Source organism: Rickettsiales bacterium (assembly GCA_041396965.1).
In the GTDB taxonomy this organism is placed as follows: Bacteria; Pseudomonadota; Alphaproteobacteria; order Rickettsiales; family SXRF01; genus SXRF01.
In genome coordinates this window covers 598,795-622,095 of record JAWKXN010000001.1, presented here as the reverse complement: position 1 = coordinate 622,095, position 23,301 = coordinate 598,795, and the positions used below count along the sequence as shown (strand labels likewise).

General features: G+C 40.4%; 21 protein-coding genes. 12 read left to right on the top strand and 9 right to left on the bottom strand.

What is annotated here, in order from left to right:
- Positions 1 to 152: 152 nt before the first annotated feature.
- Complete coding sequence (gene panC, locus R3D71_03185) at positions 153 to 989, top strand: pantoate--beta-alanine ligase (protein MEZ5690654.1); 837 nt, start codon at positions 153 to 155, stop codon at positions 987 to 989.
- Positions 990 to 1,065: 76 nt separating this feature from the next.
- Here panC and R3D71_03180 read toward each other — a convergent pair whose 3' ends face one another.
- From R3D71_03180 to msrB, 5 genes are all read right to left on the bottom strand, one after another.
- Positions 1,066 to 2,001 carry a mitochondrial fission ELM1 family protein gene (locus R3D71_03180; GenBank protein MEZ5690653.1) on the bottom strand — a complete coding sequence of 312 codons (936 nt, stop codon included), beginning with the start codon at positions 1,999 to 2,001 and terminating at the stop codon, positions 1,066 to 1,068.
- On the bottom strand, positions 1,998 to 2,726 hold the full coding sequence (radC, locus tag R3D71_03175; protein ID MEZ5690652.1) for a DNA repair protein RadC: 729 nt from the start codon (positions 2,724 to 2,726) through the stop codon (positions 1,998 to 2,000). Before radC ends, R3D71_03180 begins: the two co-directional genes overlap by 4 nt.
- Before the next feature lie 414 nt (positions 2,727 to 3,140).
- Positions 3,141 to 3,884 (bottom strand): carbonic anhydrase family protein, encoded by a 744-nt coding sequence (locus R3D71_03170; GenBank protein ID MEZ5690651.1) that lies wholly within the window; start codon positions 3,882 to 3,884, stop codon positions 3,141 to 3,143.
- Positions 3,885 to 3,991: 107 nt separating this feature from the next.
- Positions 3,992 to 4,528, bottom strand: a complete 537-nt coding sequence (gene msrA / locus R3D71_03165; GenBank protein MEZ5690650.1) for a peptide-methionine (S)-S-oxide reductase MsrA — start codon at positions 4,526 to 4,528, stop codon at positions 3,992 to 3,994.
- Between the two features lie 84 nt (positions 4,529 to 4,612).
- On the bottom strand, positions 4,613 to 4,990 hold the full coding sequence (gene msrB / locus R3D71_03160; protein ID MEZ5690649.1) for a peptide-methionine (R)-S-oxide reductase MsrB: 378 nt from the start codon (positions 4,988 to 4,990) through the stop codon (positions 4,613 to 4,615).
- A gap of 456 nt (positions 4,991 to 5,446) precedes the next feature.
- Between msrB and R3D71_03155 the strand changes: the two genes are divergently transcribed.
- From R3D71_03155 to R3D71_03145, 3 genes are all read left to right on the top strand, one after another.
- On the top strand, positions 5,447 to 5,710 hold the full coding sequence (locus R3D71_03155; protein MEZ5690648.1) for a DUF2282 domain-containing protein: 264 nt from the start codon (positions 5,447 to 5,449) through the stop codon (positions 5,708 to 5,710).
- Positions 5,711 to 5,792: 82 nt separating this feature from the next.
- Entirely contained in the window at positions 5,793 to 6,614 is an 822-nt protein-coding gene (locus R3D71_03150) for a DUF692 domain-containing protein (protein ID MEZ5690647.1), read from the top strand.
- A complete protein-coding gene (locus R3D71_03145; protein ID MEZ5690646.1) occupies positions 6,611 to 7,366 on the top strand; it encodes a DNA-binding domain-containing protein in 756 nt (251 codons plus the stop codon). Before R3D71_03150 ends, R3D71_03145 begins: the two co-directional genes overlap by 4 nt.
- Here the strand turns inward: R3D71_03145 and R3D71_03140 are convergent.
- The 4 genes from R3D71_03140 to R3D71_03125 form a co-directional block, all read right to left on the bottom strand.
- Positions 7,358 to 8,080: a sugar phosphate nucleotidyltransferase gene (locus tag R3D71_03140; protein MEZ5690645.1), complete on the bottom strand. Its 723-nt coding sequence runs from the start codon at positions 8,078 to 8,080 to the stop codon at positions 7,358 to 7,360. The two genes, R3D71_03145 and R3D71_03140, sit on opposite strands and share 9 nt — an antisense overlap.
- A 5-nt stretch (positions 8,081 to 8,085) precedes the next feature.
- On the bottom strand, positions 8,086 to 9,228 hold the full coding sequence (locus R3D71_03135) for a DegT/DnrJ/EryC1/StrS family aminotransferase (GenBank protein ID MEZ5690644.1): 1,143 nt from the start codon (positions 9,226 to 9,228) through the stop codon (positions 8,086 to 8,088).
- An 80-nt stretch (positions 9,229 to 9,308) separates the two neighbouring features.
- Positions 9,309 to 10,670 (bottom strand): nucleotide sugar dehydrogenase, encoded by a 1,362-nt coding sequence (locus tag R3D71_03130; protein ID MEZ5690643.1) that lies wholly within the window; start codon positions 10,668 to 10,670, stop codon positions 9,309 to 9,311.
- Positions 10,648 to 12,246 (bottom strand): Gfo/Idh/MocA family oxidoreductase, encoded by a 1,599-nt coding sequence (locus R3D71_03125; protein ID MEZ5690642.1) that lies wholly within the window; start codon positions 12,244 to 12,246, stop codon positions 10,648 to 10,650. The genes R3D71_03130 and R3D71_03125 overlap by 23 nt, the downstream gene beginning before the upstream one ends.
- Positions 12,247 to 12,488: 242 nt before the next feature.
- Here R3D71_03125 and R3D71_03120 point away from each other — a divergent pair, with 242 nt between their 5' ends.
- The 8 genes from R3D71_03120 (at position 12,489) to R3D71_03085 (ending at position 23,216) form a co-directional block, all read left to right on the top strand.
- A complete protein-coding gene (locus R3D71_03120) occupies positions 12,489 to 13,544 on the top strand; it encodes a thiamine pyrophosphate-dependent dehydrogenase E1 component subunit alpha (GenBank protein ID MEZ5690641.1) in 1,056 nt (351 codons plus the stop codon).
- Positions 13,534 to 14,553, top strand: coding sequence for a transketolase C-terminal domain-containing protein (locus R3D71_03115; GenBank protein ID MEZ5690640.1), 1,020 nt, complete (start codon positions 13,534 to 13,536; stop codon positions 14,551 to 14,553). The genes R3D71_03120 and R3D71_03115 overlap by 11 nt, the downstream gene beginning before the upstream one ends.
- Before the next feature lie 5 nt (positions 14,554 to 14,558).
- Positions 14,559 to 15,530 (top strand): aldo/keto reductase, encoded by a 972-nt coding sequence (locus R3D71_03110; GenBank protein ID MEZ5690639.1) that lies wholly within the window; start codon positions 14,559 to 14,561, stop codon positions 15,528 to 15,530.
- A complete protein-coding gene (locus R3D71_03105; protein MEZ5690638.1) occupies positions 15,527 to 16,276 on the top strand; it encodes a sugar transferase in 750 nt (249 codons plus the stop codon). Before R3D71_03110 ends, R3D71_03105 begins: the two co-directional genes overlap by 4 nt.
- Positions 16,277 to 16,355: 79 nt before the next feature.
- The gene (locus R3D71_03100; GenBank protein MEZ5690637.1) at positions 16,356 to 17,363 is read left to right on the top strand and encodes a glycosyltransferase family 2 protein; all 1,008 of its coding nucleotides are present in this window, start codon (positions 16,356 to 16,358) and stop codon (positions 17,361 to 17,363) included.
- Positions 17,364 to 18,716, top strand: a complete 1,353-nt coding sequence (locus tag R3D71_03095; GenBank protein MEZ5690636.1) for an oligosaccharide flippase family protein — start codon at positions 17,364 to 17,366, stop codon at positions 18,714 to 18,716. It begins immediately after the preceding gene.
- Complete coding sequence (locus tag R3D71_03090) at positions 18,717 to 20,744, top strand: hypothetical protein (protein MEZ5690635.1); 2,028 nt, start codon at positions 18,717 to 18,719, stop codon at positions 20,742 to 20,744. It abuts the gene before it with no gap.
- A gap of 21 nt (positions 20,745 to 20,765) precedes the next feature.
- Entirely contained in the window at positions 20,766 to 23,216 is a 2,451-nt protein-coding gene (locus R3D71_03085; protein MEZ5690634.1) for a hypothetical protein, read from the top strand.
- The last annotated feature ends 85 nt before the right edge of the window (positions 23,217 to 23,301 follow it).

The window sequence follows — 23,301 nt, the reverse complement described above, 5'->3', positions numbered from 1 at the left end:
AAAATTTTTTTTAATTTAATATAGTTTACATTTGGTTAAATTATATTAATAATAAATAATCTTGCTATAAAACTATTTTATTATTATTTTACCGATTGTTATAATATTTAGACAGCTATACAACTAAAACTATAAAAAATGCAATAATAATCATGATAGTAACCAAAAATATTGATAGTCTGCAACAAGAATTGCTAAAACTATCACAAGCTGGGAAAACGGTCGCTTTAGTACCAACTATGGGAGCCTTACATTTAGGACACTCTTCTCTTATCAATAAGGCGAAAGAAATAGCGGATGCCGTTGTGGTAAGTATTTTTATAAACCCACGCCAATTCTCCGCTAATGAGGATTTTAATAAATACCCAAAAAATATTGATAGTGATATAGAAACAGCAAAATCAACAGGGTGTGATCTTATTTACGCTCCTGATGTAGAGGATATGTATTCTGAAAATTTCGCTACCAGCATTAATACTGGAGAAATGGGAAAATCTCTATGTGGGCAATTCCGTGATGGTCATTTTGATGGGGTGGCGACGGTCGTAATTAAATTGCTACTTAGAATAATGCCGCATTACGCGGTATTCGGCATGAAAGATTACCAGCAGCTACGCATTATTGAACGTATGGTTTACGATCTTGATATACCTACTGAGATAATATCCGCTCCAACTATTCGTGATGATGACGGCCTTGCTCTTTCCTCACGCAATTCCTATCTTTCAGATGATGAAAGGAAAATAGCTCCCCTACTCTATAAAAAACTTTGCGAGGTGGCTAAGCTTGTAAAAGATGACAGTGAAAAAACTGAGGATATTTTGTCTGATGCCATAAAAGAACTATCAGATAGTGGATTTGACGTTGAGTATCTGAAATTATGTGACGCTTACTCGTTAGAAGAAATAGAAAACTGGGAAGAGAACTGCCGTCTGTTTGTCGCGGCTAGACTTGGCTCTACTAGGCTAATTGATAATATAGAAGTCTAGTTTATAAAGACGAATTGAGGAAATGGGGAATTAAAGCGTTAAGCGCCATCCTGAGTACTCGCTTGGTTTACTTACCTCAGTTCTCCAGTTTTTTAATAACCTCATCAGCTATATTTCTCATCTCATCACCCATCAGTGGCGGATGATCTTTTATCATCTCGGCGAAACGTGCTGGCTTAGTGTTTTTATGTCCAGCAAACTCCACTATATTTACTGGCTTGCTGGTTGCGAATGCTTCTGTCATCATATTTACCGAATCGTTACTCACCGCAATCTCATCAGCAAGCGCAAGCATTCCCATATACGGATTTTCTTCAATTCCATCATAAATATAAACATTATTATTACCAGAAAACTCCGCTTTAAGCATATCTACATTTTCCTTGCCGGTGCGACGAGATGGAGTAATTAGCATTGACCCCGATTTTTTTGCATGAAGCAACTTCAAATCCTCTATAAACTTTCTCATAGTCTCCATATTAAGCTTGTATTTATTGGTACTACCTCCGATAAGCACCGCTAAATATGGTCGCCTGTAAGAAGAAAAACGCGGAGTGAATTTTAACGCCGCGTCTTTTAATAGTTCTGGTGTTATACTGTGAAGAGCGAAAAGAGTTTTAACCACATTAGCTCCTTTGATTTTATCATGCCGCATAGCCAGAACCACATCAAAATTTTTCGCGGATATTTGTGGGTCTTGAATACATATAGTCTTGGTTTTAGGTGAGATATTTTTTATAAGGATAGCAACTAGAGCCGCCCTGCGACCACAGCTTATTATAATATCAGGACGCTCCTCTTTTAATATTTGGCTACTCTCCAGAATATACGGTAAAAAGAGCCTACGAAGCGGGTTATATCTACCACTATAAATAATATTAGGTAAAAATCCGAAGATTTTTTTTAATTTTACTACTTTCATATCGGCTGGTAAATCCGTAGCAAGGGCAAGAGCCTTTACCTGCGCTACCATTCCCGCGCTGCCATCGGTTATACCCCAACAGCTTTTCATATTATTCCTTTAGATTTGAAAGAAAAATATTTATTACCACCAATTATTACGTGGTCATGTATCGCTATACCAAGTGGTTTTGCCGCGTTAATTATAAGTTTAGTCACCTCAACATCATTTTTACTTGGATTAACATCTCCACTTGGGTGGTTATGAGCAAGAATAATACTAGAAGCTCCCAGCTCAAGCGCGCGCTTTACTACTTCACGAGTATATATGGAAGTATGGTCTATAGTACCTTCTTGTTGTTTTTCATCAGCGATTAGCTCTAACTTATGATTAAGGAATAATATATGAAAAACCTCATTCTTATTATGCCCAATGTTAAGTTTCAAATAATCAAGCAATTGTGTCCAGCTTTTGATAACCTCTTTTTTCTTTATCTCTTCCCTAAGCAAACGCTCCGCTGCGTGCCTTGTTACTTTTATAGCGACTATTGCCGCCTCGTTCACACCATCCACTTTACGCAATTCCTCAGGACTAGCATGTAGAACTTTGCCAAAACTACCAAAAAATGAGATAAGAGATTTGGCGATTGGCTTTACATCCCCCATAGGTTTAGCTGGAAAAAGTATCAACTCGAGCAGCTCATAATCAGCGAAGCTTGTTGGGTCACTAGCTAAAAAACGCTCACGCAGCCGTTTCCTGTGTCCGGTATAATGCGGCTTCACGCCAGCGGTTTTCGCTGTTTTTTCTATAATATCTTCTGTGTCATCGAACTTCATAAATAGATTATACTCAATCTGAATAAAAATATTACATATTTTTATCGTCTACGGGATTTTTTACTAAAAATCTTATGAAGAGTAACTGAAAGCTCATACGACCCGCTGGAAATTGCTTTATTTTATCCCCGTAAAAATCTACTGATTTTCACATGGGATACAGCTTCGCTGGCTGAAGGCTCACACGACCTGCTGGAAATTGCTTTATTTCATCTCCGTGAAAATCTACTGATTTTCACATGGGATACAGCTTCGCTGGCTGAAGGCTCACACGACCTGCTGGTCGTGTTTCTTGTTCCATGTTTTTGAGACCTAGCCCCTATAGCCTAGAACCTAGTATCTACTTTATACTGAAACAATAACGGCTACAGATAATAATCCGTAGCCGCTACATAATAAATCATACGCTTAGAATTACTCAGATACCACCAAACGATCGTTGGCAGGCTGTATTGGACGAGCGTTATTACCATAAATGCTGGTAAATTTAGCTATCTGAGAATCAGAAACGGTAATTGGCGCGGAGAGCATATGCCAGTTCACCCCTTCTGAGCATGGAGGAGTTGTAAGTGACCCCATAAATCTAGTGTATTTCATTGATTTTGGCAGCAAATCAGCTAGGTTAATACTCACATCTTTTGGCTCTGCCTTACTACCTTTTTCTGGGATATTGTCCCAGATAGTTTTTATATGGCTATTCTCCGCTCCTTTAGCTACCATTACGGCGAATACGCCAAGAGCACCATCTGATACCCTCTTATGAACTAAATGCATTTCCATCGGATATGATTTACCATTTACTTTATACTCACTTGGTGTATGGAAGTGAAATTGCAGTAATTCGTACACATCATCACCTACCGTTATCTTGTTCCCAGCCGCCGCCTGAATAGTAAGACCGTTCTCACCAGAGCTTAAAGAAAGCGGCATAGATTTATAGCTAACTTTTATATCAGGCAGATCCGCTGCTTTGAAAGTAGCTTTAACGTCAAAAGGTGATTGTAGTTTTCCAGTATCACACACAGAATAGTCTTGTTTTATACTGCCCCATTTTTCCGGTGATTTATCACCGCTGTAACCCCAATCCGCACCTTCACCAGCCAATACAGGCGCGGAACACAAAATCGTTCCAATAGCTATAGTAACAAATTTATTCATTAGAACCTCTACCTCTAGTTAAAATTGATAATGAAAAAGAATATATCTCTTTTACGACTAGAAGTGAGGTGTAAATTAAACTACAATGCTATACCACTATTTTTTTGTTACTTATTTTTTACTTCTCGTAATTTTTCCAGCCTTGCGTCACGACCACAGCCGCTACGATAACTCTTATACCTCGCACGGCTTTTTATATAAAATTCTTGGTGGTAATCCTCCGCCGGATAAAATTCCGTAGCAGGTTTTATAATAGTCGCTACTTTGCTGGCAAATTTCTTTTCTATTTTTTCTTTTGATAAATTCGCCAACTTTTCCTGCTCTTTATCATGAAAAAATATACCAGCTAGATATTGTGATCCTTTATCACAAAACTGACCATTAGCGTCAAATGGGTCTATATTATCCCAAAAAATCTCCAGCAACTTCTCATACCCTATTTGATCAGGATCATAAGTTACCTCAATAGCCTCAACATGACCCGTGTTACCCGTAGATACTTGCTCATATGTGGGGTTTTTAGTATTGCCTCCGGTATAGCCGGAAACGACCTTACTTATACCCTTTATATCAGCGAATTGTGGTTCCATACACCAGAAACATCCACCAGCGAATACCGCCTTTTTATTGCCTGACTCAGCCATTACACTCCCCATATTAAATAATATAAAAAACAAAGATAGAAATATGTAAACAGTATTTTTCATAATGCCACAACTCTCAATAAATTACGCTTTAGGAATAAATTTTAGGGCGACACCATTGTTACAATAGCGAAGTCTTGTTGGCTCGGGACCATCTTCAAAAACGTGTCCCTGATGACCACCACAGCGAATACAATGATATTCTGTTCTGGTCGCTGATAATTTCTTATCTAACTTAGTTTCTATATTACCAGAGATAGAGTCAAAAAAACTAGGCCAGCCAGTTCCACTATTATATTTTTTATCGGAATTAAAAAGCTCAAGACCACAACCAGCGCAAGCATAGACACCTTCACGCTTCTCATCATTGAGTGGGCTGGTAAATGGGCGTTCGGTGCCTTCTTTACGCAACACACTATATGCTTCTGGTGAAAGCTCTTCTTTCCGTTCATTGTCACTCATAACTATCTTCCTTATACCTTTATAGATGCCTAGTATTACTAGTTATCTAATGAAATAGGATATTGCATAAAAAATCAACATTCCCAAAACAATTATTTTCGTTACTATGCACGGGGAACAGGATGAGATTCCACAGTTTTCCTTTCTACATGAATTCGCATTATGTTTTTTACTATCGTTTGTATTATCATTAGGTTCTGATTCGCTATTGTTCATATTCTCTCCATATTAGCCATGTATGTTCATAAATACTTCCATTACTTATATTTAATGTATAAATTACTATATTTCATAACGATAATTCGCTTACTCACATTCAATAGTTACAATTTTTTTAGAGTGATATGTTATGGCTGACGTAACTTTTTTTATGTGCTATACGAACTTTCTGTTAGCTGGTTGTTTTTACGGCTAACTATAATTGTTAAATTGTTACAAATTTTTAAGGGATACATTATGAACAAGACTTTACTTACCGCCGCTATGGCAGGAGTTATCGCTACCGGTTTTATGGCTCAAGCAAACGCTGAGAACGCTAAGCCTAAAAAGGAAAAATGCTATGGTATCGCAAAAGCCGGTAAAAATGACTGTGCTTCAGCAAATGGCTCACACTCCTGCGCTGGTCAAGCAAAAGCTGATAATGATAAAAATGAATGGAAATATGTTGAAGCGGGAAGCTGTGAAAAAGAAGGTGGCAGTGTAACAGCTCCTAAATCTTAATTAAAACTCCCTGTTGCTTATATACCCTCCCTGAAAAAATTCATGGAGGGTATAAATTTCTGGTTCTATATCTGGTTCTATAATGGTAGAAAATAGAAAATACCCATTTATTGGCTTTGGTCTTGGTTTACGTACTCCTCACTATGATGAGATACTTGAAAAACGTCCTAAGGAGATTGACTGGTTTGAGATAATTTCCGAGAATTTTATAGATGCTCATGAGGGATATTGGGAATTTTTATCCGACTTAAGCTCTGATTATAAAATAATAACACATGGCGTATCGCTTAACATAGGCGCTTCGGATCCAATAAACAAAGAATATCTAAATAAAATAAAAAAACTGGTTACTTATCTTAAAACCCCTTGGTTTTCTGACCATTTATGCTGGACGGGGATAAATAATGGAAATACTCATGATTTGCTGCCACTGCCTTATACTGAAAGCATCCTTAATCACGTAGCCGATCGTATAAAACAAGTTCAGGATATAGTAGGGATAGATTTTATTTTAGAGAATCCCTCCACTTACTTAGAATTTGATGAGTCTGATATACCGGAATGGGAATTCCTCGTAAAGCTAGTGGAAATGACTGGTTGTGGCTTGTTACTTGACGTAAATAATGTATACGTGAACTCATTTAATCATGGCTATGACGCTAAGAAATATATTGATATAATTCCGACAGAAAAAATAGCGCAAATCCACCTAGCTGGGCATAGTAATCTAGGCACTCATATAATAGATACACATGATAATAACGTAACAAATGAAGTGTGGGAATTATACAAATATACTATTAAAAGCAAAGGCAAGATAAGTACGATGATAGAGTGGGACGATAATATACCAGAGCTGTCAGTGCTTATATCAGAGCTTGATAAAGCGAGGAATCTGTCATGAAGCTACTTGCTGATTTCTACCAAGCTATTTTAGATGATAACTATAAAAATATTGAGTATTCATTCAAGCATCATAACAAGCTAAGCGCGAAACAGCAATTCGCTATTTATTCAGAAGGCTATAGGATACGGCTTATCAAAGCGATTACCGCTGATTATCCTATTACACTTAAATTGTTAGGAAATGAAGAATTTTACAGGCTTGCCGCTGATTACGCAAAAAATACACCATCGCTAAATTATAATCTTGATTATTACCCGCTTGGTTTCGCTGAATTTATAGTAAATAGTGACATAGATAATTTTGCTAAAGAAATAGCGATGTTGGAAAGTGAGATAGCAAAAGTTTTTATGCTTGAAGATAGTCAGCCACTTGAGCAAAAAAAATTACAGAATATATCAGCGGAAGATTTTGCCGCGACCATTCTTAAGTTAAGAACGGCAAGTAGCTTGCTTGAATTTAGTTATCCGGCAAATGACTGGTTTACTAAGGCTAGAGCGGAAAATACGCTTCCAGAGTTACCGAAGAAGAAAAATAGTTGGCTACTGCTTGTTCGCAACAATAATGAAGTTAAGCGTCACGAACTTACCCATCCGCAGTTTACTCTGCTTAAAAATATAAAAGATGGCAAAAATATTTCTGATAGTCTTGATATGACGGTTTCCTCACACCAAGCTGAAATAGAGTATATAACGACAAACCTCCAAAACTGGTTTACTGATTGGGTCGCTAGCGGTGTGTTTTTAGACTGATACACTCATAGGAACAGGGATAATAGACTGCGCTCTATAATAATCTTTTGGAGTTCCTATATCTATAAACTCATTATCAAAACTTACTCCGAACACATTATATTCATTAGCGAGCAGGTATGGTACTATTTCCTCTTCCAAAGAGATTTTAGTGTGTATTCTATTTTCAAAATGAATAAGCGTTTGGGGATTAATCAGGTAGATACCAGCGTTAGCAGTGTCACCAATATTTCGCGCCGGATGATTAAGTGATTTTACTCTATCGCTACTATCAGTTTCCACTCCCATATAACGTCCATTCTCATTTGAGCGCATCAGAGCGAAAGTAAAGTCAGAATTATTATCGTTATGCTTCTTATAAAGCTCCGACAAATCAACATCAAAAAAACTATCGCCGTTAAGAGCGAGGAAAGGTTGCTCACCAACTATATTCTGCGTGGCGAACAATAACGCTCCTCCAGTTCCCAACGGTTCTTTCTCAGTGCTATAAGTAATCGGAATATTCCTATAGCTGTTGCCAAAATGATTTTTTATTACTTCACTTTTATAGCCAAGAGCGAGTATAAACTCATCTACACCCTGTTCTATAAGATAATCCATCTGAAGTTCAAGGAATGGGCGGTCTGCGATAAGTGCCATCGGCTTGGGCGTGCTTGCCACTACCTCACGAAGCCTTATACCAAATCCACCCGCTAAAATAACCGCGCAAACCATGTTCGTTATGCCGCCTGCCTGAGCGCGCCTAGCAGCGAATCCGTTATATGGTCAATCGTATCATCATCAAGATAAGGGTGCATCGGCAGACTGAACACCCGACTGGCGAGGTTATCACATACCGGAAGCATATCACCCGCCACTGGGAATTCTTTGTAAGCCGTTTGCTGATGAAGTGGTTTCGGATAATAGACCATCGTTGGTACACCCGCTTGCTTCAACAAATTCTGGAGGTTACCTCTCTGTGTTGTTGAGTCGGCGATAATCGTATATTGCGCCCAAGCAGAGTTGATATTCTCAGCGACGAATGGTGTTGCGAATAAACCTGATAGATTCGCGTTATATCTGTCCGCCACTTTCTGGCGGGCTTTAAGCTCATCAGTAAAAATAGCTAGCTTCTCAAGTAATATAGCCGCTTGTATAGTATCAAGTCTAGCGTTCATGCCAACTCGTACATTATCATACTTATCATCACCTTTGCCATGCACCCGCAAGCTGGTAAGAATTTTGTACAATTCCTCATTATCGGTAAACACTGCGCCACCATCACCATAACAACCGAGTGGTTTAGCCGGAAAAAAGCTAGTGGCGGTGGCGAGCCCGATGCTGCCAATCTTCTTGCCCTTATAAATGCCACCAAAAGCCTGCGCCGCGTCACATAGCACCCACAGATCATTTTCTTCTGCTATCGGCAATATTTTATCATAATCCGCCGCTTGCCCGAACAAATCAACCGGCATCACGCCCACTGCATTAAGCCCTTGCTCTTTCGCCGACACAATCGCTTTTTTGAGGCTTTCAGGGCACATATTGAACGTGTCAGGAAGCACATCCACAAAAAATGGAGTAGCACCTAAAAATGCTACCGCCTCCGCGCTGGCGGCAAAAGTAAAACTCGGCACGAACACAGCGTCACCCGCTTTTATTCCTTTCGCCATTAATACCAATACCAAAGCATCCGTACCACTGGAACAGGTTAAACAGTATTTCGCATTACAAAAATCCGCTAACCGCTTTTCCAGTTCGGCTACTTCACTGCCCATTATATACGCGCCACCATCCAGCACCCGTTTTATGGCAACATCAATCTTATCACGGATTCTTTCCTGCTGCGCCCTCAAGTCTATAAAATCTATTTTTTTGCTCATTTATATTTCCTTTATTCTAAGTCACACTACGACATTACCTTATCACCTATGCGCGATCAGCAGAGCGCACGAGCATAAAGCTACGCTCTTATGATATTATCACCGCTCATGCCACTCGTCACATTTCTGGTATCAACTATAAGATTTGCCTCTGAGACAACCATTTTATAGTCAACATCGCTATGACCAGTGGCGATAACCACAGCGTCATAATTTTTGAGTATATTTTTATCAAGGCTTATGGATTTTATCCCAGAAAGGCTGTCATGCTCTCTAGTATGTGGGATTACCGGAATATAGTTATCATGATAATCAACAAGCGCGCCACATTCCAGTAACCGTTCAAATATAATCATCGCCGGACTTTCACGCATATCATCAACATCTTTTTTATAGGCGATACCCAGCATCAGTATTTTTGAGCCGTTAAGTCCTTTTTGAAATTTCCTATCCAATCCTTCACGTAGACGGTTAATTACATAACCCGGCATACGGGCGTTAATTTGTCCGGCGAGCTCTATAAAACGGGTTGGCATGTCAAACTCTCGTGACTTCCAAGTCAAATAGAACGGGTCTATCGGTATACAATGCCCACCAACCCCCGGTCCTGGGTAAAACGGCATAAACCCAAAAGGCTTAGTCTTCGCTGCCTCAATTACTTCCCAAACATCAACTCCCATTTTGGCGAAAACCATTTTAAGTTCATTTACCAGAGCTATATTTACTGAACGAAAGATATTTTCCGTAAGTTTTACCGCCTCCGCGGTCGCCGCTGAGGAAACTGGAACCGCTTTTGAGATTATGCCACTATAAAAAGCGGCGGCTAACTTTTGCGATTGCTCATCATCCGCTCCAACCACTTTTGGAATTGAGCTGGTGGAATAATAACCATTACCAGGATCTTCCCGCTCTGGAGAGTAAGCTAGGAAAAACTCCTGACCACATTTAAGCCCACTTTTTTCCAATATCGGTTTAATAACATCACTGGTTGTCCCCGGATAGGTGGTTGACTCAAGCACTACCAACTGCCCAACCCTAAGTTGTGATTTTATCATCTCGGCGGTGCTTTCAACGTAACTTAAATCTGGCTCACGGTTCTTAGTAAGTGGAGTTGGCACACACATGATAAGCGCGTCCGCTTCTTTTAATTTCTGTGCGTCACTGGTCGCGAAAAAACGCCCTTCCTCTTTCATTAACGATATTTCAGAGTCATCTATACCTTTAAGATAGGATTTGCCTTTATTAAGGCTTTCCACCTTGCTTTCATCAATATCAAAAGCGATAACCGAAAAACCTTTAGCATGAGTGGCTATCGCCAGCGGGAAACCGACATAACCCATTCCCATAATGGCGATTGTCGCCTGACAATTCTCAAACTTTTCCAGTATCTCAGAAAAATCTAGCTGTTCTTCTATCAGTCTAGGCTGCACGGATTTTCTCATCTTTCTTTTTTCCTTTATCAGAAACGATTTCCTCTAAATAACCATCACCATTCTCACGATAGCGACGACCTTCACGTGAGCACACCAAATCTTCTCCGAGCTTTTCACCGCTGTGGCTTACCCAGCCTATTCTCTTTGCCGGATTGCCAACCATAAGCGCGTGCGGTTTTACCTCTTTAGTGATAACCGCACCTGCCCCGATCAGGCTGTACTCGCCTATTTTATTGCCGCATATTATGGTCGCGTTCGCGCCAATAGTCGCCCCTCTGCCAACCGGTGTTGCAAGAAATTCATCCTTACGCTCAACTTCCGAACGTGGAGTATTCACATTGGTAAATACACATGACGGACCACAAAACACCCCATCAGCAAGACTCACTCCTTTATATAAGCTTACGTTATTTTGTATCTTGCAGTTATCACCAACAGTAACGTCAGGTCCGACCATTACATTCTGTCCAACTACAACATTTTTGCCAATCTTTGTCCCTTTTAGGACATGACTGAAATGCCATATCTTACTGCCATGACCAATTACGCAACCATCATCAATAACAGCGGTATCATGAGCGAAATAGTCTTTATTCTTATTATTTTCCAATGACACTTCACCTTCAGTTTTCAATGATTTTTCCGACGCTGATAATACTTCCAATACTCTTATCGCTTCTTTAGAGTCTGTCCTTACTTCCGTTTTTCTGCTCACCGCATCAATGAAATGCTGGCATTCAAGCTTAAGCGGTTCTCCTTCAGAAAGTTTTATAGCTGTTGCCTCACCTTTTTGCGCAAACGGGGCACCGGACTCAAAGGATACTTTATTTTCGTAGAAAACCAGTTTTTCATCCCAGCCCTTAGCGTCATCAAAAACAAGCGCTCCTTTTTCACCAATCACAGTGAGGCGGTGTTCTTTTACCGGATGCAACCATGACACCATTACATGCGCCGTGAGTTTGCCGGGAAAATTAAGATGCAGGGTTGCTATATCACATATCCCATCACTTATCTGTGTGTTGGCACGAGTCAGAACCTTATCAGGAGCTTGTCCAGCAATCGCCAGAATCATGGATATATCGTGCGGCGCGAAGCTCCATACCACATTTTCCTCAGTACGGACTTTACCGAAACTAAGACGGTGCGATTGGATATAGCGCAATTTACCGATACGCCCATCTTTTACCTCAGCAAGCAGTTTGACAAACGCCGGATGATATTGCAGCAAATGACCGACCATTAAAACTAATTTCTTCTCGGCGGCAATTTCTGACAAAGCCGCAGCTTCCTTAACGTCAAGAGCAAGAGGCTTTTCCACGAACACATGCTTGCCGCTTTCCATCGCCTGCTTGGCAAGCGCAAAATGCGTCGCCGCCGATGAGGCGATTACCACCGCCGCTATGTCTTTATCAGCCATTATTTCAGCGACCGTATTTACTCTAACACTGTGTTTGGCTGCCATATCTTTTGCTGTTTGCGCGTTACTATCCGCCACGCAATGAAGGACACCGAGTTCTGCCATATTACGAACAAGATTCTTCCCCCAATAGCCACAACCAATAACCGCTATTTTAGTATTCGCCATATTTCTCCCTTTTGTGCCCCCTCACCCTAAACCTCTCCCAGAGGGAGAGGGAATAAGAAGCACAGTCATAAACCGCGCCAACCCTGCCTGTCCTCTGAGCTTTATACGTAGAAGGAAGCACGCCTCACGCGAAAAATAGTAATCTTTCACGGAGGCGATATAATATATAAAATAAATCCTTGTACTCACGTCGCAGTCTAAGTAATAATTCATTAAAAGCAAGTAAATTACACGTAAAGAGAATGAAGCATAATACGATTTCAATAAAGTCTGATTTAGGTGGGTTGTCTAATCCTTTAGAGTTTAATAACCCCGTTAATATAGATGGTTATGATAAATCCACACTTATAGATTGCCTGTGTGCCATGCTGCGAGTTCGCCTCGCTGAAGAGACAATCGCGGATATGGCTGAAAGCGGGGAAGCCAAATGTCCAGTACATCTAGCGATAGGTCAAGAAGCTATATCAGTAGGGCTTGCGACTAACTTACGAAAAACGGACAGAGGATTCGGCAATCATCGCTCGCACGGACATTATCTGGCGATGGGTGGGGAAGCACGCAAATTATTCGCTGAGGTTTTGGGCAAAGCGACCGGCTGCTCGCATGGTTTTGGTGGCTCTATGCATCTTTATGGAAAAGACGTAGGATTTTATGGCTCGGTTCCAATTGTGGCAGGCACGATACCACTTGCGGTTGGCGCGGGTATCGCCGCTAAGTTTGATGGCAATGGTGATGTCGCCCTTGCTTTCTTTGGTGATGGCGCGTGTGAGGAAGGTGTCTTCCATGAGAGTTTGAACATGGCGGCGATAATGAAACTGCCAGTTATCTTTGTGGTAGAAAATAATCTATTTTCCAGCCATCTTGATATAAATCTACGGCAACCATCCGATAAAATATCCCGTTTCGCTGAAGCCGCTAGAATGAACCATTATACTATTGATGGCAACAATGTTTGTGAGGTTATGGATAAAACCAAGAAGTTAGTGGATAAAGCACGCGCCAACAATGAGCCCGCACTGATTGAGGCGGTGACTTACCGTTGGCGTGGTCATGTTGGCCCCAGAGAGGACATTGATGTCGGCATAAGACGCTCACAAGAAGAGATAAACGCTTGGAAAAAACGTGACCCAATAGAAAGATTACTTATCAGCCTGATAGAAAATGGTTATTACGATAGAGAGAAACTTAACTCTCTGGTCACCGAGATAAAAGAAGAATTCGCCGCTATGCGTAGCGAGGTATTAAAAGACCCCGCTCCTGAGGAAAAAACACTTATGGAATATGTTTATGCCAGCTAACAAAAAAATGAATTACGGGCAGGCAATCAGGGAAGGTCACGCGTACCTGCTTAAAAACCATAAAAACGTATTTGTCATGGGACAAGGTGTATGGAGTCCTTGGTACGCTGGAAACTCCATGCTGGAGCTGGAAAAAGAATTCGGCAAGGAAAGAGTGATAGATACTCCCGTATCAGAAGCGGCGACGACTGGAGCGGCGGTTGGCGCGTCGCTATGTGGTTATCGCCCGATAGTATTGCATCCAAGAATTGACTTTATGATACTGGCGATGGATTCTATCGTAAATCAGGCGGCGAAATGGTCACATATGCTTGGTGGGCAAGCGCATCCGGCGGTTACGTTTCGGGCGGTGGTCAATCGTGGTGGTGAGCAAGGAGCGCAACATTCACAAGCTCTACATTCGTGGCTTGCCCATATACCTGGTCTTAGGGTGGTTATGCCAGCGACCGTTGCTGACGCTAGGGATCTATTAATAGCGGCAACATTATCCGATGATCCAGTAATGTATATTGATGATCGCTGGCTGTATGAAATGGAAGATGAGTTGCCTCCAGCAGGTGATATTGATCTGCTTAGTATCAAACCAAAAATAATGCGTAGTGGTAGTGATGTCACCATAGTGGCAAGCAGTTACTCAACGAAACTGGCTGTTGAGGCGGCAGATATATTACAGCAAAACGGCATATCAGCGGAAATTATAGATATGCGGGTTATCAACCCGATAGATCATAGCGTTACTATAAATTCAGTAACAAACACCGGAAGACTCGTTGCCATTGATGGCGGCTGGAGTAATTGCGGGTTGGCAGCCGAGATGATTACTGGCGTGTGCGAGAATATTCCGCCATCATGCTTTAGGATGCCACCGCTTCGTATTACCTTGCCCGACTGCCCTGCCCCGACCAGTGGTACGCTCGAGAAAATTTATTATACTGACGCACGGAAAATAGCGGATAAAATTCTTAAAGCTTGCGTGTCGGAATCTCAGTTTGAAGCTGCGAACTGTTAACCATTATGGAATACACATTAATAGGAAAAAGCGACTTAAAAGTATCACGTTTGGGTTTTGGCTGTTGGCAGCTTGGTGGGCATGGCTGGCAGGATATTGACCAGAAAGAAATAGAAAAAGCGATCCACAGTGCGCTTGATATGGGAATTAATTTTTTTGATACGGCGGATATTTATGGTCTCGGTGAGTCGGAAAAAAATCTAGCGCGAACATTAGCTAAGCATCCTCTCGGTAAGAACGCTATAGTTGCCAGTAAATTCGCGGTAAGACAAAAAAATGATGGCAGCACCTATTATGATAATTCTAAGGAGTGGATGTTTGAAGCTGTAGAAGGCAGCCTGAAGAGGCTTGAGCGTGAGACAATAGACTTATACCAACTACACTGGCATGATGGCAAAAGACCACTTGATGATATTTTTACTGATTTAGAAATATTACGAGAACAAGGAAAAATACGTTGGTATGGAATTTCTAATATCTCACCGTTAGATATTGATAGTGTAGATATTGATAGCGATAACACACCGGAAGGGCTCGTAAGTTTTACGATGAAATACAGCCTAGCGGGAAGAGAAAATGAGCAAGAAATAAAAAAAGCGACAGAAGAAAAAAACCTTGGCTTTATTTCGTGGGGGTCGCTCGCGCAGGGGCTTTTATCTGGCAAATATAACCGTAATAGCGTATTTTCAGAAAGTGACGTGCGCAGCAGGGAAAGCTCCCTATTTAGCCAAGATAACTGGGATTATTTTGAAAAACTACTTGATAAACTTCAGAAAATAGCCACAGATAATAATAAAAATATGGCACAAACCGCTCTGCGTTTTGTCCTTGATAATATACCGAAAAGCATTGTCCTTACCGGAATCAAAAATAACCGACAGCTAACGGATAATGCCGGATGCCTGAATTGGAAGTTAGGCAATGAATCACTCAGAGAGTTAAAAGATATTTCAGCTATGGAAAATACAGACAGATGAACAGCGAAACCTTACTCAAAAAACGAATCTTAGATGTTGTATTAGCTCTGACTATTTTATCCGTCACATTCCCAATCATTATCATCGCTCTTATCGCTATTTACTTACAGGACAAAGCTTGGCCGCTTTACAGCCCATCACGCGCCGGAATGAACAATATTCAGTTTCATATGCACAAGATGCGTACGATGGTCATCGGGGCTGATAAAAACAAAGTAGATACGACTGGTCTTAACGATTCTCGTATCACGGGACTTGGGCATTTTTTCCGTCGCTATAAACTTGATGAGTTACCTCAACTATGGAATGTTATTATCGGACAAATGAGCTTTGTTGGTCCTCGTCCGCAGATTGACCGTGAGGTCGCTCTATATACTGAAGCAGAAAAAGGATTACTTGCCGCGCCTCCTGGCATTACCGATTTTTCCTCTATCGTGTTTTCGGATCTGGCAGAGATCGTCGCGAACGAACCTGATGCCAATATCGCCTATAACCAGCTTGTCCGCCCATGGAAAAGCAGACTGGGATTATTTTATATAGAAAAATCCTCACTGTTGCTTGACATACAACTTATCATCCTCACCGGCGTTGCCGTATTTTCCAAACAGACCGCCCTGCGCCATATAGAAAAAATTCTCAAAAGACTCGACGCGCCACAAGAATTAATCAATGTTTGCCGCAGAGATAAACCACTCATTCCTACTCCGCCGGTCGGCAGTGATGAGATAGTAATATCACGTAATTAAATATTGTAATCAGTAACTGTTGTCTTTATACCGTAAGCTATCTTTTTGCTAATCAACCAACTTACTAGTATCAAATTTAATGTATAAAAATCATAAAATAAGCGTTGTTGTTCCGGCGTATAATGAGGAAACTCAGATTACCAAAGTAATTGACACAATGCCCGACATTGTGGACGTTATCGTTATCGTAAATGATCTTAGTAAAGACAAAACCTCTGAAGTTATAAGAAAACATCCGGCGTTTGGTACGTCAAAAATCGAGCTTATTGAGCATAAGATAAATCAGGGTGTTGGCGGAGCGATCGCCAGCGGCTATAAGTGGAGTCGTGATAACGGGGTCGACATCGCTGTGGTCATGGCTGGTGATGGACAGATGAATCCTGATGATTTGCCAGCGATACTTGATCCGGTCGCGGATGATGTGGCGGACTATACAAAAGGCAACCGCCTTGTTACCGGAGACGCGTTTCGCAAAATCCCTAAAATCCGCTTTTTTGGTAATTCCATTTTATCACTTCTGACCAAAATCGCTTCTGGATACTGGCATGTGGCGGACTCTCAAACTGGATATACCGCGATTAACGCTAAGGCACTTAGGGCTATTGATTGGGATAAGATGTATAAGCGTTACGGGCAACCCAACGATTTGCTAGTAAAACTTAATGTAGAGAATATGCGAGTAATAGACGTTCCGGTAGAGCCGGTATATAATGTCGGCGAAGTATCAGGAATAAAAATCAGGGTAGTAATGTTTACCATCAATTACTTGCTGCTACGTCTGTTTTTTTGGAGGCTTAAAGAAAAATACATTATCCGTAATTTCCATCCGCTAGTGTTCTTTTACTCGTTTGGTTTTTTCGCACTTGCTTTAAGCGTGCTTATGTTTATACGGCTTGTCTGGCTATGGATAGGGATTGGTCACGTGCCAGAAATCACTTTCCTTACTTGGTTGTTTTGTTTTTCCCTCAGCTTTAACTCTTTTGGGTTTGCAATGTGGTTTGATTATGATGAGAACAAACATCTGAATCCGCCAATGAAAAGCCGTGATATAGTAAGAAAAACTATAGATAACAAGCAAGAAAACTAGATGAAATCCATAATAGATTTCATAAAAAACTCTCTAAGTCACAAGCTTAATCAGGATATAGCTTGGACATTCGTAAGCTTCTTTATACTGGCGGCAAGCGGTATATTAATGAACGTGATGATCGTTCTGTTTCGTGACTCGGCAGCACTTGGTATTTTTAACCTCTCCTACTCTATCTATCTTATCGGCTCACAACTCGCGGTTATTGGCATTCATAATTCGGTAATGCGCTACTCTGCCTATCACAAAGAAGATGCTTTAGAACGTGGGAATATGCTTTCATCAGCGGCGATTCTTACTCTTATATTTGGTTTTGCTTTTGGGCTTGGTGTGTATCTGGCGACTCCATTGTTTGAGAATATATTTGGCAGCGCAGAATCCGCTCGTGCTATTGGTTATAGCGGTTTTGGGTTGATGCTTTTTCCGCTTAACAAGGTTCTTATCAGCTATATAAATGGTCTTCGCCATATGCGCGCGCTGGCGATACTGCAAACTATCCGCTACATCACCGTACTTCTTGGTGTCGCGATTATCAGCGTATCGGATATTGATTTTACTTACGCCACTTTCTCATTCTTCGCCGCTGAGATTTTGACCACCATATTGAGCCTTGTATATATGGCTAAATCCGGCTTGCTACAAAATATGCGTCTTAGCCGGAAATGGATAAAAGAACATATGGTATTTGGTGGCAAGGGTGCGCTTGGCAGCATATTCCTTGATATGAACACCCGTATTGATGTATTGCTTATTGGTATGTTCCTAAGTGACAGTGCGGTTGGTATTTACAGTTTCGCCGCCATGCTGGTTGATGGTTTACAACATATACTTTCCATGCTTAGGGTAAATTTCAATCCAGTGCTGGTCGCGACCATCCGTGATAAAAACTGGCGAGAAGCAAAAAAACTTCTGTATTATTCCAAAATATATGTATTCTTCGGGGTAATTTTGCTTAGCTTTATGGTGATTCCAGCATTTTATGTATTTATCAGCTATTTTGTCGCCGATAAGAGCTTGCTTGAAGGCTGGAAGATACTGGCGATATTGTTCTTTACCTATATCATTATCTCAGGATTTACACCGTTTGATAACCTGCTGCTTGCCAGCGGTTTTCCGATACATCAGACAATTCAGAATATGAGCATCGCTATCGTAAATATCATCTTAGGACTTATCCTTATACCAGCTTTGGGGATTACCGGAGCTGCCGCATCAACTGCGATCAGCTATCTAGTTGGTACTTCCATTATGATATTTTTCAGTTATAAACTTTTGGGCTGGAATATGATAAGTAACACAACACCGGATAATGCTGGCAATGGCAATATAAATAAAAATTTGGAGTCAAAATAAATGTGTGGAATTTTTGGGATTTCCATAGCGGAAAACGCGAATATATCAGGTGATGAGATAATAGAATTACTAGAACAACTCTATAAATTTTCCGAAAGCAGAGGGAAAGAATCTGCTGGTATCCATGTTTTGCTGCCAAAGTCACAAAAATCATGGACGCTTAAGAGCGCGCGTCCTGCTTCAGAATTTATAAAATTAGCGGAATATAAAAATATTGTTAGTGAGATGTTATCCGAACAATCAAAGAATCGGGGAGATATTTCAGTTATCGCGCATTCACGTCTGGTCACTAACGGGCTTGCTGAAGATGATAAAAATAACCAGCCAGTTTATTATGGTGATGTGTGTGTGGTGCATAACGGCATCATTGCGAACATAGATGAGCTTTGGCAGAAACATCCCCACTTAAAAAGACACGCGGTGGTAGACACTGAAGCGATCGCCGCTATTCTCTCACAGACTGAACAACATAAAACCCATCCCATAACGTCAACCGAAAAGCTATTTTCTGAAATAGAGGGAGCGGCAAGTATCGCATGGGTAAATGATAAATCTAACTTTATGGTGCTTGCTACCAATACTGGTGATTTATTTTATAATATAGACGGGGACAAAAAAGTTATAAGCTTTGCCTCTGAGCGTTATATACTTAAAGAAGCTATTAAATCATCCATAGGGAAAGAAAAAGAATATATTGATATTACTTGGGTTAAACCAAATACCAAGCTCTATATTCAGTTAGCTGACTTGAAAATCTCTGAATTCAGCAATAATAATACCAACACACCCTCCCTACCCGTTTACTCCGCTTCAGCAACGCATCAAGCCATATCATCCGCTGAGCAAAAGAGTAATAAGAATATCCTTATCACAAATAAAGACGCTGATGAGAGTTTGCCGCGCTATAGTCCTGATAGCCTTAAACAACTAAAACGTTGCTCACGTTGCGTGCTGCCTGAGACTTTTCCTTTTATCCATTTTGACGATGATGGTGTGTGTAATTACTGTCATGGGTATCAACCTAAATATAAGCATCTAAATCCTGATGAGGCAAAGCGTGATTTTATCGCCTCGCTACAAAAGTATAAGGGTAACGGGACAGATATTGATGTAATTGTGCCATTTAGTGGTGGACGGGATAGCTGTTATGGTCTGCATCTTATTAAAAAAGAATTTGGGCTTACCCCGATAAGCTTTACTTATGATTGGGGAATGGTGACTGATCTCGCTCGTCGTAATATCGCGAGAATATGCGGTAAGCTTGGAGTGCAGAATATACTAGTATCAGCCGATATTAAAACCAAGCGGGAAAATATCAGAAAAAATGTCGCGGCGTGGCTTAAAAAGCCAGATCTGGGAATGGTACCGCTATTTATGGCTGGCGATAAACATTTCTTCTCGGTGGTAAATCAGCTTAAAAAACAAACTGGTGTAAAACTTGATCTATGGTGTGCCAACCCGCTGGAAAATACCGACTTCAAATCTGGATTTTGTGGAATTAAACCGGACTTTGATAAAAAAAGATTGGATTATTTATCCGCTGGTAGAAAACTTAAAATGATAAGTCACTTTGCTGGACAGTTTATTACCAATCCGGCTTATATCAATAGCTCACTGCTTGACTCTCTAAGCTCATTCTTCGCCTATTATATAGAGCCTAGACGTGATTTCTATTTCATCTTCAACCATATGGTCTGGAATGAGGATGAGGTCAACAAAACCATAATAGATGAATATAATTTTGAGTTATCGCCTGATAGCTCCAGCACATGGCGGATTGGTGATGGCACCGCTCCTTTTTATAACTACATCTATGTAACCACACGTGGCTTCAGTGAGTTTGATACTTTCCGCAGCAACCAAATTCGTGAAGGAGTAATAAGCCGTGACTACGCTATGGAGAGGATACTTGACGAAAACAAACCACGTACAGAATCACTGCGCTGGTATTTGGATACGATAGGGCTTGATTTTGACTCCACTATAAAAGCAATAAATAAGCTTGATAATATCGGGTTGCACAGTTAGATAATGTCGTAGGATTACTCTATGGCGGATATTTCTTTTTATTCTTTATCGGTTTGGTTGCTAGCTTTGTCGCTGTGCCATTTTATAACTTATCGTATCTCTAGCTTATTTCCATACTCCAAGCCAGCCCTAAATACTAGATTTCCTTTATTTTTTGGCGCTTGTCTTGCCCCTTTCCTGCTTGGATTTACAATAATCACAACCATGTCATTATTACCGGATAGTGATGGCGAAACACATCTTATTACTATAATTTCTAGCCTTTTCACCTTGAGCGTATGCTCTTTCTTTTTTCTACCAAAAGCAAAAAAAAATCATGCGTACCAGAAGGAAAAATTTTCCTTTACTGAATTGATGACGGCTTTCCTGATTTTGGGTTTTTCTCTATTGCTTATTATCAGCTCTTTTATCTTCCCACTTACTCAAACTGACGCTTTGGAATATGCCGAAGTTGGGAGGATATTGTTCAACAGCAATACGCTTGCCGACTACCCTCCTATTCACTCCAATACCAATTCATCCGGCATGTATCTGCCAATAACCCATCCACCACTTTACGCCGTGATGATTTATTTTTCCTACCTCGTGCAGGGAAATGCTGATATGCCAATTATAATGCGGCTAATAAGTCCATGGTTAGTGATTCTTTCTACCGGTCTTATTTATTCTTTATGCGTTATGATAAATAGGCGAGTTGGCTTGTTAGCAGCTCTTTTATTTATCTCAACTCCACTACTTTTTATGAGTGCGGTTACCTCTCTGATAGACCCTCTTTCCACACTGGGTTTTACGATGGTGTTCGCTAGTATTTTCTGTTTTCGCTTACCGCCCATCAAACTTGGCTTATTGCAAGGAGCTGTTATTGGGTTGGCGCTATGGACACATTCACAGGCGATACTATTTCCATTATTGTTTATCGCCGGAGTAGCGGCTTATAACGGGCTTAGAGGCTCAAAGACAACAGTAACGCAAATTATTACTATGTCTTTATCCGCTGCCCTTATTGGTATATGGCCATATATTAATAACTATATAAAATTTGGCTCATTCATTAGCGATAGCCCTCTGGTATTTCGCCTAAAGAATCTGGCGTGGGACGATTATTTTTTAATCGGACGAGGTGTTGATAGCCTAAGCGCGCAAATTCAATACGGTTTTTTCAAAGGTTGGACCGCAATTGAGGCTTATGGAATAATTTTCTGGATAGCTTCCTTATTAGTTTTTTGTATTAGAAAAGTAAATTACAAAAAAATATACTCTCTTATAATCGGTTTAGGAAATGATAACGATGACAATGTTAGAAGTAAAATAGTCTTTTCGGCTTTTGTTATCGTCGCCGCTTATCACGCCGGTCAAGTAATAGCTATCGCTCTTGGCATAAACCAGCTATTTCGCATAGAACGTTATATGTTAATCATAGTACCATGCGTTGCTGTAATCGCCGGATTAGCCTTAAATAAATGCTTTACATCACATTCTAAAACTATATTACAAAAAACTCTCATTTTTGGTGTGTTGTCAGTGGTTGGAATCCAGCTTATTGTCTTTTCCTGTCACCTTCTTAAAGTAAATAACCTAAGTTTGAATAATATAGGTCGTAGCCAATCACAAACCTTAATGTCTCTACCGGAACAACGTATTATATCCGCAATAAATAATTTACCTGAAAAATCCTTGATTCTTGCCACCCAAACAGCCGATATGTATTACACCAACAAACGTATGATTGGCAATCTAGATCCAAGATTATTAAATTTTTACAAAACAAATGATACCGAACAAGGCTGGAGAATGCTCAAAAAACTAGGGGTTACCCATATCTATGCCATCCCTAGCGCGCTTCCCAGTTTTTATAATTCTGTTATGCAATCAATAACCTCAGACAAAAAATTCAGTAAACTGCTTTACGATGCTTCTGGTAATCAGCTCTACGTGCTTAACAACGAAGTGTTGGACTATAATCCTGTCTTTGAAAGTAAGCTTGATTTATCTCCGGCAAGTAGACAATGGAACAGAACGACAAATCTTCTCATCGGTGGTAGAAAATCATTGGCACGCATACCCCTATCTACCAATAACATAGAGGGTGAGTTACGTTCAGATTTACATTTTCCTTTACGGTTATTTCAGAGAGACATCTCTACTTCACTAGAAATAAAACATCCTGTTCAAATCCAACAAGAAACACAATACCAATTAAAGCTAGGTATAAAAGGATATGGTTTGATAAGAATTTGGCTTACTTATTGTAACAATGATGAAGAAGTAAATAAGAAAATATACGACAGCTGTAACAAGAAATATCTGTTAACCGAAACAATATTAAGTAAGAAATACAGTGAAAGAAATGTGGTGTATCGTTTTATTACTCCTACGTTTAGTAAATATCTGAAAATAGCGATAGAGCATTATGGCAATTCACGTATAAAGATAAACAAAGCGTTACTTAGCGAACATAGTCAGCAAAGGTAATTATTACCTTTGCTGACTATGAAAACCTTATCCGAGATATAAGGTTTTCCGCCGTGAAACGAGCGAGAATACTTTATTTTACATG